This window comes from Mesorhizobium sp. WSM3868 (genome assembly GCF_002294785.1).
GTDB lineage: Bacteria > Pseudomonadota > Alphaproteobacteria > Rhizobiales > Rhizobiaceae > Mesorhizobium.
On record NZ_NSGB01000014.1, the window covers coordinates 137,611 to 151,951 of the forward strand.

The 14,341-nt window shown below is 65.2% G+C and carries 15 protein-coding genes; 7 read left to right on the top strand and 8 right to left on the bottom strand.

The window, feature by feature from the left end; all coding sequences use genetic code 11:
• Window positions 1–183 precede the first annotated feature (183 nt).
• The 3 genes from CK221_RS21515 to rsmA all read left to right on the top strand — a co-directional run bounded on the left by CK221_RS21515 (window position 184) and on the right by rsmA (window position 3,080).
• The gene (locus tag CK221_RS21515; protein WP_066995711.1) at window positions 184–1,110 is read left to right on the top strand and encodes a peptidylprolyl isomerase; all 927 of its coding nucleotides are present in this window, start codon (window positions 184–186) and stop codon (window positions 1,108–1,110) included.
• Between the two features lie 78 nt (window positions 1,111–1,188).
• Window positions 1,189–2,223, top strand: coding sequence for a 4-hydroxythreonine-4-phosphate dehydrogenase PdxA (gene pdxA, locus CK221_RS21520; RefSeq protein WP_066995707.1), 1,035 nt, complete (start codon window positions 1,189–1,191; stop codon window positions 2,221–2,223).
• A complete protein-coding gene (gene rsmA / locus CK221_RS21525) occupies window positions 2,220–3,080 on the top strand; it encodes a 16S rRNA (adenine(1518)-N(6)/adenine(1519)-N(6))-dimethyltransferase RsmA (RefSeq protein WP_066995704.1) in 861 nt (286 codons plus the stop codon). Before pdxA ends, rsmA begins: the two co-directional genes overlap by 4 nt.
• A gap of 48 nt (window positions 3,081–3,128) precedes the next feature.
• Here the strand turns inward: rsmA and gmk are convergent, their stop codons facing one another.
• The 8 genes from gmk to fabD all read right to left on the bottom strand — a co-directional run bounded on the left by gmk (window position 3,129) and on the right by fabD (window position 10,021).
• Complete coding sequence (gmk, locus tag CK221_RS21530) at window positions 3,129–3,803, bottom strand: guanylate kinase (protein ID WP_095779174.1); 675 nt, start codon at window positions 3,801–3,803, stop codon at window positions 3,129–3,131.
• Between the two features lie 5 nt (window positions 3,804–3,808).
• Window positions 3,809–4,699: a YicC/YloC family endoribonuclease gene (locus CK221_RS21535; RefSeq protein WP_095779175.1), complete on the bottom strand. Its 891-nt coding sequence runs from the start codon at window positions 4,697–4,699 to the stop codon at window positions 3,809–3,811.
• Between the two features lie 155 nt (window positions 4,700–4,854).
• Window positions 4,855–6,084 carry an endolytic transglycosylase MltG gene (mltG, locus tag CK221_RS21540; protein WP_095779176.1) on the bottom strand — a complete coding sequence of 410 codons (1,230 nt, stop codon included), beginning with the start codon at window positions 6,082–6,084 and terminating at the stop codon, window positions 4,855–4,857.
• A 103-nt stretch (window positions 6,085–6,187) separates the two neighbouring features.
• Entirely contained in the window at window positions 6,188–7,450 is a 1,263-nt protein-coding gene (fabF, locus tag CK221_RS21545; RefSeq protein WP_095779177.1) for a beta-ketoacyl-ACP synthase II, read from the bottom strand.
• Window positions 7,451–7,484: 34 nt separating this feature from the next.
• Window positions 7,485–7,721 carry an acyl carrier protein gene (locus CK221_RS21550; RefSeq protein WP_006203723.1) on the bottom strand — a complete coding sequence of 79 codons (237 nt, stop codon included), beginning with the start codon at window positions 7,719–7,721 and terminating at the stop codon, window positions 7,485–7,487.
• 314 nt (window positions 7,722–8,035) lie between these two features.
• Window positions 8,036–8,773: a 3-oxoacyl-[acyl-carrier-protein] reductase gene (fabG, locus tag CK221_RS21555; protein WP_095779178.1), complete on the bottom strand. Its 738-nt coding sequence runs from the start codon at window positions 8,771–8,773 to the stop codon at window positions 8,036–8,038.
• A 104-nt stretch (window positions 8,774–8,877) separates the two neighbouring features.
• A complete protein-coding gene (locus CK221_RS31270; RefSeq protein WP_278056440.1) occupies window positions 8,878–8,997 on the bottom strand; it encodes a hypothetical protein in 120 nt (39 codons plus the stop codon).
• A gap of 82 nt (window positions 8,998–9,079) precedes the next feature.
• On the bottom strand, window positions 9,080–10,021 hold the full coding sequence (fabD, locus tag CK221_RS21565) for an ACP S-malonyltransferase (protein WP_095779179.1): 942 nt from the start codon (window positions 10,019–10,021) through the stop codon (window positions 9,080–9,082).
• Window positions 10,022–10,278: 257 nt separating this feature from the next.
• Here fabD and CK221_RS21570 point away from each other — a divergent pair, with 257 nt between their 5' ends.
• From CK221_RS21570 to rplI, 4 genes are all read left to right on the top strand, one after another.
• Window positions 10,279–12,225 carry an LTA synthase family protein gene (locus CK221_RS21570; protein WP_095779180.1) on the top strand — a complete coding sequence of 649 codons (1,947 nt, stop codon included), beginning with the start codon at window positions 10,279–10,281 and terminating at the stop codon, window positions 12,223–12,225.
• A 360-nt stretch (window positions 12,226–12,585) separates the two neighbouring features.
• A complete protein-coding gene (gene rpsF, locus CK221_RS21575; protein WP_066995640.1) occupies window positions 12,586–13,080 on the top strand; it encodes a 30S ribosomal protein S6 in 495 nt (164 codons plus the stop codon).
• Window positions 13,080–13,328: a 30S ribosomal protein S18 gene (rpsR, locus tag CK221_RS21580; RefSeq protein WP_006203718.1), complete on the top strand. Its 249-nt coding sequence runs from the start codon at window positions 13,080–13,082 to the stop codon at window positions 13,326–13,328. Before rpsF ends, rpsR begins: the two co-directional genes overlap by 1 nt.
• Window positions 13,329–13,535: 207 nt before the next feature.
• Window positions 13,536–14,120, top strand: coding sequence for a 50S ribosomal protein L9 (gene rplI / locus CK221_RS21585; RefSeq protein ID WP_095779181.1), 585 nt, complete (start codon window positions 13,536–13,538; stop codon window positions 14,118–14,120).
• Window positions 14,121–14,341 lie beyond the last annotated feature (221 nt).

Sequence of the window (14,341 nt, forward strand, 5' to 3'; positions counted from 1 at the left end):
GTGCGCCGTCGCCGGCGTGAAGCTTGGATTGGCGCGTGATCCTTCGAAAGTGGGGCCGATTCTCGGGGTCATGCGCCGGCGACATTGTTTCGCCGCATAGGACGGGCATGGGGTCGACCACATAGCGCATGCGTTCGGAGGACGTGCGGCGCCGTCGTGGCGGATAGGAATTGGGAAGGTGAGATGAGGAAATACCTGTTTTCGGCAGGATTCGCGCTGCTGGTGGCGGCGACCTCGGTTTCGATCGCGGCAATGACGCCGCCGGCATTCGCCAGCCAGATCAAATATGTCGTCAACAACATACCGATCACCACCGGCGACATCGCCCATCGCGCCGCATTCTTCAAGCTGCAGCGCAAGAAAGGCGACGCGGCCAAGGAAATGATCGACCAGACGCTGCGGCTTGCCGAGGCCAAGCGGCTCGGCATCCGCATCACCGACCAGCAGGTCGACGCCGCCTATCAGCGTTTTGCCTCCAACAACAAGATGCCGCTCGCGAAGCTTGACGCCGTCATGGCGCAGTCCGGCGTTACCAAGGAGCATTTCAAGGAGTTCATCCGCGCGCAGATGGCCTGGAACCAGGCGCTTGGCGCGCGCTACCGCTCCGGCGAGGGTGGCTCGGTGACCGAGCAGGACGCGGTCCGCCGCATGCTCGACAAGGGCGGCTCCAAGCCGAGCGCCACGGAATATATGCTGCAGCAGGTCATCTTCGTGGTGCCCGCTTCCGAGCGCTCGGCCACGCTTGCCAAGCGCAAGCGCGAGGCCGACGCCATGCGTGCCCGCTTCAACGGCTGCAACACCACGCGCGAATTCGCCAAGGGGCTGATCGACGTCACGGTGCGCGATCTCGGCCGCGTGCTGGCGCCGCAATTGCCGTCGGACTGGGCCGAACAGATCAAGGCGACCAAGGTCGGAGGGGCGACGCCGACGCGCGAGACCGAACGCGGCGTCGAGTTCATCGGTATCTGTTCCTCGCGCGAGGTTTCCGACGACAAGGCCGCCCAGATGGTGTTCCAGGCCGAAGGCGGCAGCAACGACAAGGACGCCGACGAACTCAGCAAGAAATATGTCGAGGAACTGCGCAAGAAGGCCACCATCGTCGAGCGATAGGCCGTTTCGGCGCATGACAGAACAAGGCTCGAGCCAGCCGCCCTGCTTCGAAGCAGGCATGGCGCCCCGCGTGACGCCATGAGTGCAGGTAGGACCGACGCGCCGCTGGCGCTCAGCGTCGGCGATCCATCCGGCATCGGGCCCGAGATCGCCATCACCGCCTGGCAGGCGGGCGACAGCGCCGGCGTGCCGCCCTTCTACCTGCTCGCCGACCCTGCCCTGATCAAGGCGCGGGCGCGTCAGATCGGGGCCAACGTGGCGATCATGGAGACCCTGCCGGGGCAAGCGGCGCACCACTTTCCCCGCGCATTGCCCGTCGTCCCACTCTACGCCCGGCATCTGGACAGTCCCGGAAAGCCGAATTCGGCCAATGCCGCGGGCACCATCGAAGCGATCGACCGCGCCGTCGCCGACTGCCTCGCCGGCCGCGCCGCCGCGGTGGTCACCTGCCCCATCGCCAAGAAGCCGCTCTACGACGCCGGCTTTCGCTTTCCCGGCCACACCGAATACCTGGCGCATCTGGCCTCGCGCCACACCGGCGCCGAGGTGACGCCGGTGATGCTGCTTGCCGGGCCCGAGTTGCGCACGGTTCCAGTCACCATCCACATCGCGCTTGCCGAGGTGCCGAAGCTTCTGACGAGCGAGCTGATCGTGGCCACAGGACGCATCACCGCGGCCGACCTCGAGAGCCGCTTCGGCATCGCGCGGCCCAGGCTCGCCATCGCCGGGCTCAATCCGCATGCCGGCGAAGGCGGCGCGATGGGCGCGGAGGATCTGTCGATCGTGCTGCCTGCCGTCGAGGCGCTTCAGGCCGAGGGCATCGACGCCGTCGGGCCGCTACCGGCCGACACGATGTTCCATCCGCAGGCACGCGCCGGCTATGACGCAGCCCTTTGCATGTATCACGACCAGGCGCTGATCCCGGCCAAGACGCTGGCCTTCGACGAGGCCGTCAATGTGACGCTCGGCCTGCCCTTCATCCGCACCTCGCCGGACCACGGCACGGCGTTCGACATCGCCGGCAAGGGCATTGCACGCGCCGACAGCCTGATCGCGGCGCTCAGGCTGGCGCGCCGCCTCGCCGACAGCGGCCGCCGGACTGCGGCGACATGAGGCTCGATTTGAGCGGGGGGCGCACGACCATCGACGGATTGCCGCCGCTGCGCGAGGTGATCGAGCGCCACGGTTTGCAGGCGAAGAAGGCGCTCGGCCAGAATTTCCTGCTCGACCTCAATCTGACCAGCAAGATCGCGCGCGCGGCCGGCGACCTCAGCGAGACGACCGTGATCGAGGTCGGGCCCGGCCCCGGCGGGCTGACCCGGGCGCTGCTCTTCAACGGCGCCAAACGCGTGATCGCCATCGAGCGCGACGAGCGCTGTCTGGAAGCGTTGGCGCAGGTGTCCGGCCATTATCCCGGCCGGCTCGAGGTCATTCCCGGCGATGCGCTGAAGACGGATTTTGCCGCGCTTGCCGGCACGACGGACGGCGGCCCGGTGAAGATCGCCGCCAACCTGCCCTACAACATCGGCACGGAGCTTCTGATCCGCTGGCTGACGACGGCAGACTGGCCGCCCTTCTATCAATCGATGACGCTGATGTTCCAGCGCGAGGTGGCCGAGCGCATCACCGCAAGCCCGGGCAGCGGCGCCTATGGCCGGCTCGGCGTGCTTGCCGGCTGGCGCACCGAGGCAAAGATCGCCTTCGACGTGCCCCCGCAGGCTTTCACTCCGCCGCCGAAGGTCACGTCCTCGGTGGTGCATCTGGTGCCGCGTCCATCTCCCCTGCCCACCGACGGCAAGAGGCTGGGCCGCATCACCGAAGCCGCCTTCGGCCAGCGCCGCAAGATGCTGCGGCAAAGCGTGAAGAGCTTGGGCGGAGAAGCCCTGCTCACCCGCGCCGGCATCGACCCGACGCGCCGGGCCGAAACGCTGAGTGTGGAAGAGTTCGTAAGGTTGACGAACGCGCTGTAACCTGCCGGCCTCCTTCTCCCCTTGTGGGAGAAGGGGAGGCACTGCCTCTCACTCCGTCTTCTCGTCCAGCAAGCCCGAGATGAAATCGAACAGGCCCGGCCGACGGTCGCGGCGCAGGCGCTCGGCTGTAACGATTGCACGCACCTCGGCGAAGGCGCGGTCGAGATCGTCGTTGACGATGACGAAGTCATATTCCTTCCAGTGCTCGATCTCGACGCGCGCATTCTTCAGCCTGGTCTCGATGACCTGCTCCTGGTCCTCGGCGCGGCGCTTCAGGCGCGCCTTCAACTCCTTCATCGAAGGCGGCAGGATGAAGATCGAGACAATGTCGGCGCGCATCTTCTCCTTGAGCTGCTGGGCGCCCTGCCAGTCGATGTCGAACAGCATGTCGTGGCCTTCGGCAAGTGCTGCCTCGGCCGGCTCGCGCGGCGTCGCATAGAAATTGCCGTGCACCTCGGCCCACTCGAGCAGCGCGTCGGAATCGCGCAGCCGTTCGAACTCGCGCATGGTGCGGAAAAGATAATGGACGCCCTCGATCTCCGAGCCGCGACGCGGCCTGGTGGTGACGGAGACCGACAGCTCCAGGCTCGAATCGCTTTCCAGAAGATTGCGCGCGATCGTCGACTTGCCGGCGCCCGACGGCGACGACAGCACCAGCATCAGCCCGCGGCGGCGGATGCGGGACCCCAGATCCCTGGCGGCCGTAGGCTCCTTGGCAACCATCCCCGTCACTCCAGATTCTGAACCTGCTCGCGAAACTGGTCGACCACCGCCTTGAGCTCCAGCCCGATCGCGGTGACCGCGGCGGCATTCGACTTGGAACACAAGGTATTCGATTCGCGATTGAATTCCTGCGCCAGAAAATCGAGCTTGCGGCCGACGGCGCCGCCGCTGGAAAGCAGCATACGGCCTGATGCGACATGCGTCTTCAGCCGGTCGATCTCCTCGCGGATATCGGCCTTGGTGGCGAGGAAGGCCGCTTCCTGATGCAGACGGACCGCGTCGAGATTGGCCGACGCATCCATCAGCAGGCGGACCTGTTCGGTGATGCGCTCGCGGATCGCCGCCGGCTCGCGCGACGGGTCAGCCTCGGCCTTCAGCGTCAGCGCCTCGATGGCGTCGATATGGCCGGACAACAACTTGCGCAGCGCGGCACCTTCGCTCTGCCTTGCCTGCTCCAATCCGGCCAGCGCCATGTCCAGCGCCGACAGGATCGTCGCGTCGAGGGCGGCGCGCTCCTCCTCGGTCTCGACCGTCTCCAGGATGTCGAGCACGCCGCGCAGCGCCAGCAGACCGTCAGCCGTCGCCGGCGCGGTGCCGAACTGCTCCTGGAAGCGCTTGGCCAGTCCCGCCAGGTCCTTCAGGAACGCCTCGTTGACCACCGGCTGCGCCTGCTGGGCGGCGGCGCGCGCGACAGTCAGCGTTGCCTGGAAATTGCCGCGCGCGAAGCGCTTCTGCACGGTCTGCCTTACAGCGGGCTCCAGCCGGTCGAAACCCTGCGGCAGCCTCAGCCTGACCTCGACGCTCTTGCCGTTGACCGATTTGACTTCCCAGGCGATCGACGTGCCGTCGAGCTCAGCGACGGCTCGCGCGAAACCGGTCATGCTCTGCACGTTCATGATGCGTGTCACCCCTTGACGCAGGCCCGGCGCGATTGCCCGAGCATGCGCCCCTAGCAAGACGCCGGACCTCTGGCCAGCGTCGGATGTCCCCTCAAAACATGAATACGGCCCGGCGTCAAAGGAGGCGGGCCAGATCCGGCAATCACCGCGGCCTACTGGGCCGCGTCGCCATTTTCGCCGCTGGCGCCTGCACTGGCACCGTCGTCGGGAGTGGCCGGCGCCGTCGTCTGGCCGGAGGCCTTGGCCGCCGCATCGGCCTGCTTCTTCTGCACCGCCCGATAGCGGGCGACGTTCTGGTTGTGCTCTTCCAACGTCGCGGCAAAGACATGGCCGCCATTGCCGTCGGCGACGAAATAAAGGTCGTCGGTCTTCGACGGATTGGCCACCGCCTCGAGTGCGGCGCGGCCCGGATTGGCGATCGGCGTCGGCGGCAGGCCCTTGATCAGATAGGTGTTATACGGCGTCTGCTTCTCGATGTCGGACTGATAGATCGGCCTGTCGGCCGGTTTGCCCTTGCCGCCGAACAGGCCGTAGATGATGGTCGGATCCGACTGCAGCCGCATGCCCTTGGCGAGCCGGTTGAGGAAGACCGCGGCCACGCGCGAGCGCTCGTCGCCCCTGCCCGTCTCCTTCTCGACGATCGAGGCCAGGATGACGAAGTCCTCCATATTGGCGATCGGCAGGTCGGGCGCGCGATGCGCCCAGACGTCCTCGACCAGCTTCTTTTGGTCGGCGACCAGCTTTTCGACCATCTGCTGCCGGGTGGCGCCCCGCGTGAAGCGCAGCGTGTCGGTCGCGATGCTGCCCTCGGGCGGCATGGCCGCCGGCATGTCGCCGGTCAGCGCCTCCTGCTCGGCCACGCGCTGCAGCGCCTGCTCAACCGTGAGCCCCTCTGGGATGGTCAGCGAATACATCACCGACTTGCCGCTCTTGAACAGCTCCATGATGTCGCGCATCGAGGCACGCGGCTTGATGGCGTATTCGCCGGCCTTCAGCGCGGAATCGTTGCCGGTGGCACGCACCCCCAGCCTGAAGATGCGCGCATCGCTGACCAGGCCGCGCCGCTCCAGCTGGTCGGCGATCTCCTGAACGCCGGCGTTCGGCTTGACCATGAAGGTGTCGCCATTGGCGGACGGGCCCGGCTCAATGAAGGCCTGCATGCCGAAATAGAGTGCGGCACCCGAGGCAAGCACGACCAGGATGACCAACGAAAGGAAGAAATTCAGAAATACGACGACCTGGCTGCGCGACGCGCGCGAGCGTTTCGACGGCGGCGGCGTGCCAGCCTCGGGGCGCAGCGCCTCGGCGGCTGTCTTGGGCACGATCGGTCCTTGCGCCTGACGCTGTCCGAATTCTCCACCGCCGCCCGGATTTGTATTCATGGCGCCCTACCGTCTGATCTTGCAACGAATCCCCTAGCCGAAGTGTAGGGGCAAATTTGGCAAAAATGACGGCAGGCGGCGGACCTGCCGGTATGCTGAATGTTCAGCCATCGTAACGTTGGAAGACGAGCGAGGCGTTGGTGCCGCCGAAGCCGAAGGAGTTCGACAGCGCCACATCGATCTGGCGCTGGCGCGGCTTGTTCGGCACGAGATCGATCGCCGTCTCGCGTTCCGGATTGTCGAGGTTGATGGTGGCGGGGGCAATGTTGTCGCGGATGGCGAGGATCGAGAAGATCGCTTCCGCGGCGCCCGCAGCGCCCAGCAGATGACCGATCGACGACTTGGTGGACGACATCGAGATCTTGGAAGCGGCATTGCCGACCAGCCGCTCCACGGCGCCGAGCTCGATCGTGTCGGCCATGGTCGAGGTACCGTGCGCATTGATGTAGTCGATGTCGGCGGGCGAGAGCTTCGCCCGATTCAGCGCCGCCGTCATGCAGCGGAAGGCGCCGTCGCCGTCCTCGGCCGGGGCGGTGATGTGATAGGCATCGCCGGTCAGGCCGTAGCCGGTGACCTCGGCATAGATCTTGGCGCCGCGCGCCTTGGCGTGCTCGAGCTCCTCCAGGACGACGACGCCGGCGCCCTCGCCCATGACGAAGCCGTCGCGGTCGCGGTCATAGGGGCGCGAAGCGATCTCGGGCGCATCGTTGCGCTCGGTGGAGAGCGCGCGGCACGCGGCGAAACCTGCCATCGAAAGCCGGGTGATCGGCGCTTCGGCGCCGCCGGCCACCATGACGTCGGCATCGCCCCAGATGATCAGACGCGCGGCATCGCCGATGGCGTGCGCGCCCGTCGAACAGGCGGTGACGACAGCATGGTTCGGGCCTTTCAGCCCGTGCCGGATGGAAACCTGGCCGGAGACCAGGTTGATGATCTGTCCGGGGATGAAGAACGGGCTGATGCGGCGCGGGCCGCGCTCCTTCAGGATCATCGCGTTCTCGGCGATGCCGTCGATGCCGCCGATGCCCGAACCGATCAGCACGCCGGTGGCGCACTGGTCCTCATGCGTCTCGGGCTTCCAGCCGGAATCGGCCAGCGCCTCGTCGGCCGCCGCGATGCCGTAGAGGATGAAGTCGCCGATCTTGCGCAGTTCCTTCGGCTCGAGCACGGCCTCGGGATTGAAGGTGCCGTTCGAGCCGTCGCCGCGCGGAATGACGTGGGCGATCTTGCAGGCAAGGTCGTCCACCTCGAATTCGGTGATGCGGCAGGCGGCGCTGCGGCCGGAAAGCAGTTCCTTCCAGCTGTGCTCGACACCCATGCCGAACGGCGAAAGCAGGCCAAGGCCCGTGACGACGACTCGCCTCATCGCAGGTCCTCCCCGGCGATACCCGCGGAAAGCTTCAGGCCGAGGCCTTATCGATATACTTCACGGCATCGCCTACAGTCAGGATGGTCTCGGCGGCGTCGTCTGGAATCTCGACGCCGAACTCTTCTTCGAACGCCATCACGAGTTCGACCGTATCGAGGCTGTCCGCGCCCAGATCGTCGATGAAGCTCGCCTGCTCCGTCACTTTGTCGGCATCGACGCCGAGATGCTCGATGACGATCTTCTTGACGCGCTCTGCGGTGTCACTCATTTGGGGCCTCGTCTTACGTTGTGTTGTCTTCGTTAGCGGGCGGAATGCCGCTAATCAAGCTGAAAGATGGTCTTGTGGGAAACGCAACGCCACAGGACCGGTTTTTGCCCGAACCGCCGGGTTGCCGGCCGCATTACACGAAAAACAGCGGGCGTCCAAGCCGAAATGGCTGTTTTCACAGGCGCCCGGGGCTCGGTCGCCCAGGTGTGTGAGATTCAGCTCAAGCCGAGCCGAAAATGGCGGCTTTCGAGGGCCGGAGCGGAAGCGCAGGAAGCCGCCGTTTGCAGGCCGGCATCACCTGAATCTCAAATACCCTAGATCATCGCCATGCCGCCATTCACGTGGATGGTCTGGCCGGTGACATAAGCCGCCTCGTTGGACGCGAGATAGGCGACCGCCGAGGCAACCTCAGCGCTGGTGCCCATCCGCCGCGTCGGAATCGCCGCCATGATGGTTTCTTTCTGCTTGTCGTTGAGCTTGTCGGTCATGGCCGATTCGATGAAGCCCGGGGCGACGCAGTTGACGGTGATGTTGCGGGTGGCGATCTCCTGCGCTAGCGACTTGGAAAAGCCGATCATGCCGGCCTTGGAGGCGCAGTAATTGGTCTGGCCGGGATTGCCGGTGACGCCGACCACCGAGGTGATGTTGATGATGCGGCCATGGCGGCGGCGCATCATCGGATGGGTGAGTTCACGAGTGAGACGGAACACGGCGGTCAGGTTCACCTCGAGCACGGAATCCCAGTCGGCGTCCGACATGCGCACGAACAGGCCATCCTTGGTGATGCCGGCATTGTTGACCAGGATGTCGACGCCTTCGAGATCGGCCTCCGCCTTCTGGCCGAGCGCCTTGACCGCGTCGCGGTTGGTCAGATCCGCCGGGAAGAGCTTTACGCGGTCGCCGAGCTCGCCGGCCAGCGTTTCCAGCTTCTCGACGCGGGTGCCGTGCAGGCCGACGATCGCGCCCTGGCTGTGCAGCACCCTGGCAATCGCCTCGCCGATGCCTCCCGATGCACCGGTGACGAGCGCCTTACGGCCGGTCAGTTCGAACATTGCTTCAACCTCATTCTTCCGGACGCCCCGCGAGCGACCCTCGTTCCGCATTTGTCATGTTGTCCAGGCCATATCAGAAGTTCTCGGCGCTCACGACCGATTCTTCACCAAGCCTGGATCCGCTCCAGCACTTCCGCAGCCCAGTAATAGTCCTCGAGATCTTCGAGTCCACGTTCAACGAAGTCACGCAGGTATTCGGCTTTGCTTCGATCAGTCATCGCCACGAGATCGTCGAGGCGATGCTCGACTTCGGGAGAAAGACGGATGGAAGTAGGAATGCCGCACCTGCCAGCAAGAGTTTCCCGTTTATCCTAAAGTTGCCAGCGCCGCCTCGACGTCCGCGGCCGTGCCGATGGCGCCGGTCGCGATATCGCGGTTGATGCGTCGCGCCAAGCCCGACAGCACCTTGCCGGCGCCAACCTCGTAGAGCGTCGCGACACCTTTGGCGCCGAACCATTCCACCGTCTCGCGCCAGCGCACGCGGGCGACGACCTGCTCGACCAAGCGGCGGGCAATCTCATCCGGGTCGCTGGTCGGCGTGACCGAAACATTTGAGACGATGGGAACCACCGGCGCGCTTTTCGCGACTCCGCCCAGCGCCTCGCGCATGATATCGGCGGCTGGCGTCATCAATGCCGAGTGAAAAGGTGCCGAGACCTGCAGCATCAGCGCCCGCTTGGCACCCCGTTCGGTGCACAGCTTCGCCGCCAGTTCGACGGCCGCCTTGGCGCCGGAAATCACCAGTTGGCCACCGCCATTGTCGTTGGCGATCTGACAGACCGAGCCTTGTGCCGCTTCGGCGCAGGCGGCTTCGACATCGGCCTGCTCCAGCCCGATGATGGCGGCCATGGCGCCCTCGCCCGCCGGCACCGCCGCCTGCATGGCGTTGCCGCGGGTGCGCAACAGCCGCGCGGCATCGGCCACCGAAACGAAGCCGGCTGCGGCAAGCGCCGAATATTCGCCAAGCGAATGGCCGGCGACATAAGCCACCTTGTCCTTCAACGAAAAACCGCGGGATTCCAGCGCCCTTACGGCCGCCAGCGACACCGCCATGAGCGCCGGCTGGGCATTGGCCGTCAGCGTCAGGGTTTCTTCCGGCCCCTCCCAGATCAGCTTCGACAGTTTCTCGCCGAGCGCCTCATCGACTTCCTCGAAGACATGGCGCGCCTCGGGAAAGGCATCGGCGAGGTCCTTGCCCATTCCGATGGCCTGACTGCCCTGTCCCGGAAAGGTGAATGCGACGGCCATGTTAGCGTCTCCAGCAGCTGGTTTTTCCCTGCCTCTGGCGCAAGGCGGACGGCCAAGTCAAGCCCGCAAGCGCCAGTTCAGCGGCTGTTCCAGCCGGGACAACGGCCGAGTTCCCTGTTCTGAAAGGCTTTTTGGCGATCACACCTGATGAAAACCGCTCACGAATCGTTTGCTGGCTCTTCTTATTTCCGCCACAGGCGCTAGCTTTGTGTGACATTTCGATGACAGTGGCGTGACGCGAGTGGAAGACGCGTGACATGGGCCGGGGAAGCAAAGTGGCTAGGATCAGGAAAGGCGCGGCCAAACCCGCGCCGCAATTTTTGGAAGACGATCCGTCCACCGGCTATCTGCCGGGGCGCAGATGGCCGATTGTCCGCTACGGCCTGGCGACGCTGCTTGCCTCCGCCCTTCTGGTGTTCGCCATCGAATGGATTGTGCGCGGCGACTTCTTCGGCACAGTCGACTTCTTCCTGCAGCCCTTCAAGCCCGGCTGGACCACCATCATCGTCTTTTCGCTGGTGCTGATCGGGCTCGACGCCATACTCGGCCGCAGCCATCAAAGCCTGATGATCGTCGCGCCGGTGACATTGGCATTGGCCTTTGTCGGTCACCAGAAATCGCACTATCTTGGCGATCCGCTCTACCCGACCGATTTCCTCTATGCCCGCCAGATCATGGCGCTGATGCCGCTTCTGGTGCGCGAGCGCCCCTGGACGGCAGTGCTGCTTGCGGCGGCGATCGTCGCCAGCCTCGCGCTGCTCGTCTATGGCTGGCGGCTCTGGCGCCGGCGTGTGCCGATCCTCAGCCGCAAGGGACGGCTGGCGCGCTTGACGCTTGCCGTGCCGCTGCTCGCCTTCTTCGTCTCGATCATGGACTACGCCACCTTCTCGTGGACGCGCGACAGGCTGCAGATCATCCCGATCATGTGGGACCAGAAGGAGAACTATGCCTCCAACGGCTTCGCCCTCGCCTTCGCGCTCAACGTGCCGATGGCGCATGTCTCGGCCCCGCCCGGCTATTCCGAGAAGACGATGGATGCGATCGCGCGTCCCGGGGTTGCCGCCTCGGTGCCCGACCAGAAGCCCGATATCATCGTGGTGATGAGCGAATCCTTCTGGGATCCGACGGAGCTTCCCGGCGTCAGCATCAAGCCCGATCCGATCCCGACGGTGCGCGCGCTGCGCTCGGGCTCGATGTTCTCGCCGGAATTCGGCGGCATGACCGCCAATATCGAGTTCGAGGCGCTGACCGGCTTCTCCAACGCCTTCCTGCCGGCGGGCTCGATTCCCTATCAGCAATATGTGCGCACGCCGACGCCGTCGCTGGCGACTTTCCTGAAGAGCGAAGGCTATAGGGCGCGCGCCATCCACCCGGGCACCAACTGGTTCTGGAACCGGGGCGCCGTCTACGCCGATTTCGGCTTCAGCGACTTCCGCTCGGAAGAGACGCTGCCGCCGATGGAGAAGCGCGGGCCGCTGGCCTCCGACGCGGCCATGACCGACGAGATCATGCGCGAGGCCGATGCCAGCGACGAGCCGGTATTCCTGTTCGCGGTCAGCCTGCAGAACCACGGGCCTTACGAGCCCTACCGCTATTACAATCCGACCCACAGCGTCGACGCGCCGATCAGCACCTGGGCGCGGGAATCGCTGCTCTCCTACGCCGAAGGCTCGGCCGACGCCGATCGCGGCCTGCAGCGCCTGATCGACTGGGCGAAGAAGCGCGAGCGACCGACCATCATCGCCTTCTTCGGCGACCACTTGCCGCCGCTCGGCCCGGTGTATGTCGAGACCGGCTTCCTCAAGGACAATGTCGCGCCGCGCAAGGAGCGGACGCCCGAGGCGGCGCTCGAGCATCACGACACGCCGCTGATCATCTGGTCGAACCGCTCCGGTCCGGTCGAGAATCTGGGCTCGGTGAGCCCCGCCTTCCTGCCCTATCATATCCTGACTACGGCCGGGATCACCCACCCCTATTACACCGGCTTCCTCGGCGCGCTGCGCGAGCACTACCGGGTGGTTGACCGCAACCTTTTGCTGTCGCCCTCCGGCGAGGCGACGCCCGACTGGGCGCGGCAGAAGAAGATCGATCCGAAGATCAACGATTTCCGGCTGATCCAGTACGACATGATGTTCGGCAAGCGCCGGGTCGCGCCCGACTTCTTCCCCGAGACGGTAGTCCCGCTCGTCGCGCATATGAGCTGAGTGGATCGCCTTCCGACGAAATGGCCGACCTGCGGCCGGCGGGTCAGCCAATTCCCACAAGCGCCGCCAGGCCTGCGACACTGCGGAGCCGCCGGCCCTCTCTCCCGCCCTTGCCTTCCTCACGAATTGCTGTATAGACGCCGGCAATCTGCCGGTCCTTGCTGGGGGCTGAACGGAGGGCCGTGGCCTTAGAGGGCCACGTCATGAAGCCAGAAGCGCTTTGGGCCTCCCGTGTCTCCGCTCTCGACCGTCTCGTGATGCTCCTTTCTTCCCCGCGCGCCTTTGCGACCGGGTCAGACAAGTTGCAGAGGCTTAGCCGCGAGGGCCGGTGAGAGAAACGAAGAAAGGCAGAAAAACATAATGGCTCTTTACGAACATGTGTTTCTTGCCCGGCAGGACCTGTCGCAGCAGCAGGTTGATGCGCTTGTCGAACAGTACAAGGGCGTCATCGCCGCCAATGGCGGATCGGTCGGCCGGATCGAGAACTGGGGACTGAAGTCCCTCACCTACCGGGTCAAGAAGAACCGGAAGGCTTACTACACGCTGATGGACATCAACTGCCCGCCAGCCGCGCTCAACGAAATGGAGCGCCAGATGGGCCTGTCGGAAGACGTGCTGCGCTTCCTCACCATCAAGGTCGAGGCGCATGAGGAAGGCCCCTCAGCGATGATGCAGAAGCGCGAAGAGCGCTCCGAGCGCGGCGGCTTCGGCGACCGCGACCGTGGCGACCGTGGCCCGCGTTCGTTCGGCGACCGCGACCGCGGCGACCGTGGCCCGCGCTCGTTCGGCGACCGTGATGGCGGCGACCGTGGTCCGCGCCGCCCGCGCGAAAACGTTGAAGGGGGTGCAGAATAATGGTCGACATCAACCAGATCCCGACCCGGCGTCCGTTCCATCGCCGCCGCAAGACCTGCCCGTTCTCCGGCGCCAACGCTCCGAAGATCGACTACAAGGACGTGCGTCTGCTGCAGCGCTACATTTCCGAGCGCGGCAAGATCGTGCCGTCGCGCATCACCGCCGTCAGCCAGAAGAAGCAGCGCGAGCTCGCCAAGGCGATCAAGCGCGCCCGCTTCCTCGGCCTGCTGCCCTACGTGGTTCGCTAAGCTATTGATGCGGGCGGCTTGCCGCCCGCTTCGGCCCACGGCGACGGGCGCCGCAACGGGCAGGCTCAAATCCCGAGTTGAGGCCATAAACCTCTAACTGCCAAAACAGGCAGGACAGCGACACCGGCGAAGACGCCATTTGCTTCCTGACCTGTTCCCAAAGAATCCGCCGTCATCCGCGATGGCGCCAACCAAAGGAACGAAACCATGGAAGTCATTCTCCTCGAGCGCATTTCCCGCCTCGGCCAGATGGGCGAAACGGTTAAGGTCAAGGATGGGTTCGCCCGCAACTTCCTGCTGCCGCAGGGCAAGGCGCTGCGCGCCAACGAAGCCAACAAGAAGAAGTTCGAGGGCCAGCGCGCCCAGCTCGAAGCCCGCAACCTCGAGCGCAAGTCGGAGGCTGCGCAGATCGCCGAGAAGCTCGACGGCAAGAGCTTCATCGTCGTGCGCTCGGCAGGCGAGACCGGCCAGCTCTACGGCTCGGTGTCGACCCGCGACATCGCCGAACTGCTGACCGCCGAGGGCTTCTCCGTCAGCCGCAACCAGATCGAGCTCAACCAGCCGATCAAGACCATCGGCCTCTCCAACGTGGCGATCGCGCTGCATCCTGAAGTCGAGGTCACGGTGACGCTCAACGTCGCCCGTTCGGCCGATGAGGCGGAGCGCCAGGCCAAGGGCGAGACGCTGACGACGGCCGAAGCCATCTATGGCGAAGACATCAACGACAACGCCCGGCCGGAAAACTTCTTCGATCCGAACGCCGAATTCGAAGGCGGCGAGGACAACGCCTGATCGACAAGGCAGGAGCCGTGCTGCGGCTCCTCGTCCAGCGCCGGCTGGACCAACGCCCGGGTCTTCGACCCGGGCTTTTTTGTGCCAATAGGAACTTTTCTGATCCCTATATCTTGTTGCAGATTACGGCGTAGCGCGTCGATTGGACGCGGGCGATGCGCTGTGGCACTTTCGATTTGGCATTCGGTCCGACTGCCGGATGGTCCGTCTGAGGGGACATT

Coding starts and splice junctions, on each gene's coding strand:
- CK221_RS21515 (WP_066995711.1), top strand. CDS start 184: ATGAGGAAATACCTGTTTTCGGCAGGATTCGCGCTGCTGGTGGCGGCG.
- pdxA (WP_066995707.1), top strand. CDS start 1,189: ATGAGTGCAGGTAGGACCGACGCGCCGCTGGCGCTCAGCGTCGGCGAT.
- rsmA (WP_066995704.1), top strand. CDS start 2,220: ATGAGGCTCGATTTGAGCGGGGGGCGCACGACCATCGACGGATTGCCG.
- gmk (WP_095779174.1), bottom strand. CDS start 3,803: ATGGTTGCCAAGGAGCCTACGGCCGCCAGGGATCTGGGGTCCCGCATC.
- CK221_RS21535 (WP_095779175.1), bottom strand. CDS start 4,699: ATGAACGTGCAGAGCATGACCGGTTTCGCGCGAGCCGTCGCTGAGCTC.
- mltG (WP_095779176.1), bottom strand. CDS start 6,084: ATGAATACAAATCCGGGCGGCGGTGGAGAATTCGGACAGCGTCAGGCG.
- fabF (WP_095779177.1), bottom strand. CDS start 7,450: ATGAGGCGAGTCGTCGTCACGGGCCTTGGCCTGCTTTCGCCGTTCGGC.
- CK221_RS21550 (WP_006203723.1), bottom strand. CDS start 7,721: ATGAGTGACACCGCAGAGCGCGTCAAGAAGATCGTCATCGAGCATCTC.
- fabG (WP_095779178.1), bottom strand. CDS start 8,773: ATGTTCGAACTGACCGGCCGTAAGGCGCTCGTCACCGGTGCATCGGGA.
- fabD (WP_095779179.1), bottom strand. CDS start 10,021: ATGGCCGTCGCATTCACCTTTCCGGGACAGGGCAGTCAGGCCATCGGA.
- CK221_RS21570 (WP_095779180.1), top strand. CDS start 10,279: ATGGGCCGGGGAAGCAAAGTGGCTAGGATCAGGAAAGGCGCGGCCAAA.
- rpsF (WP_066995640.1), top strand. CDS start 12,586: ATGGCTCTTTACGAACATGTGTTTCTTGCCCGGCAGGACCTGTCGCAG.
- rpsR (WP_006203718.1), top strand. CDS start 13,080: ATGGTCGACATCAACCAGATCCCGACCCGGCGTCCGTTCCATCGCCGC.
- rplI (WP_095779181.1), top strand. CDS start 13,536: ATGGAAGTCATTCTCCTCGAGCGCATTTCCCGCCTCGGCCAGATGGGC.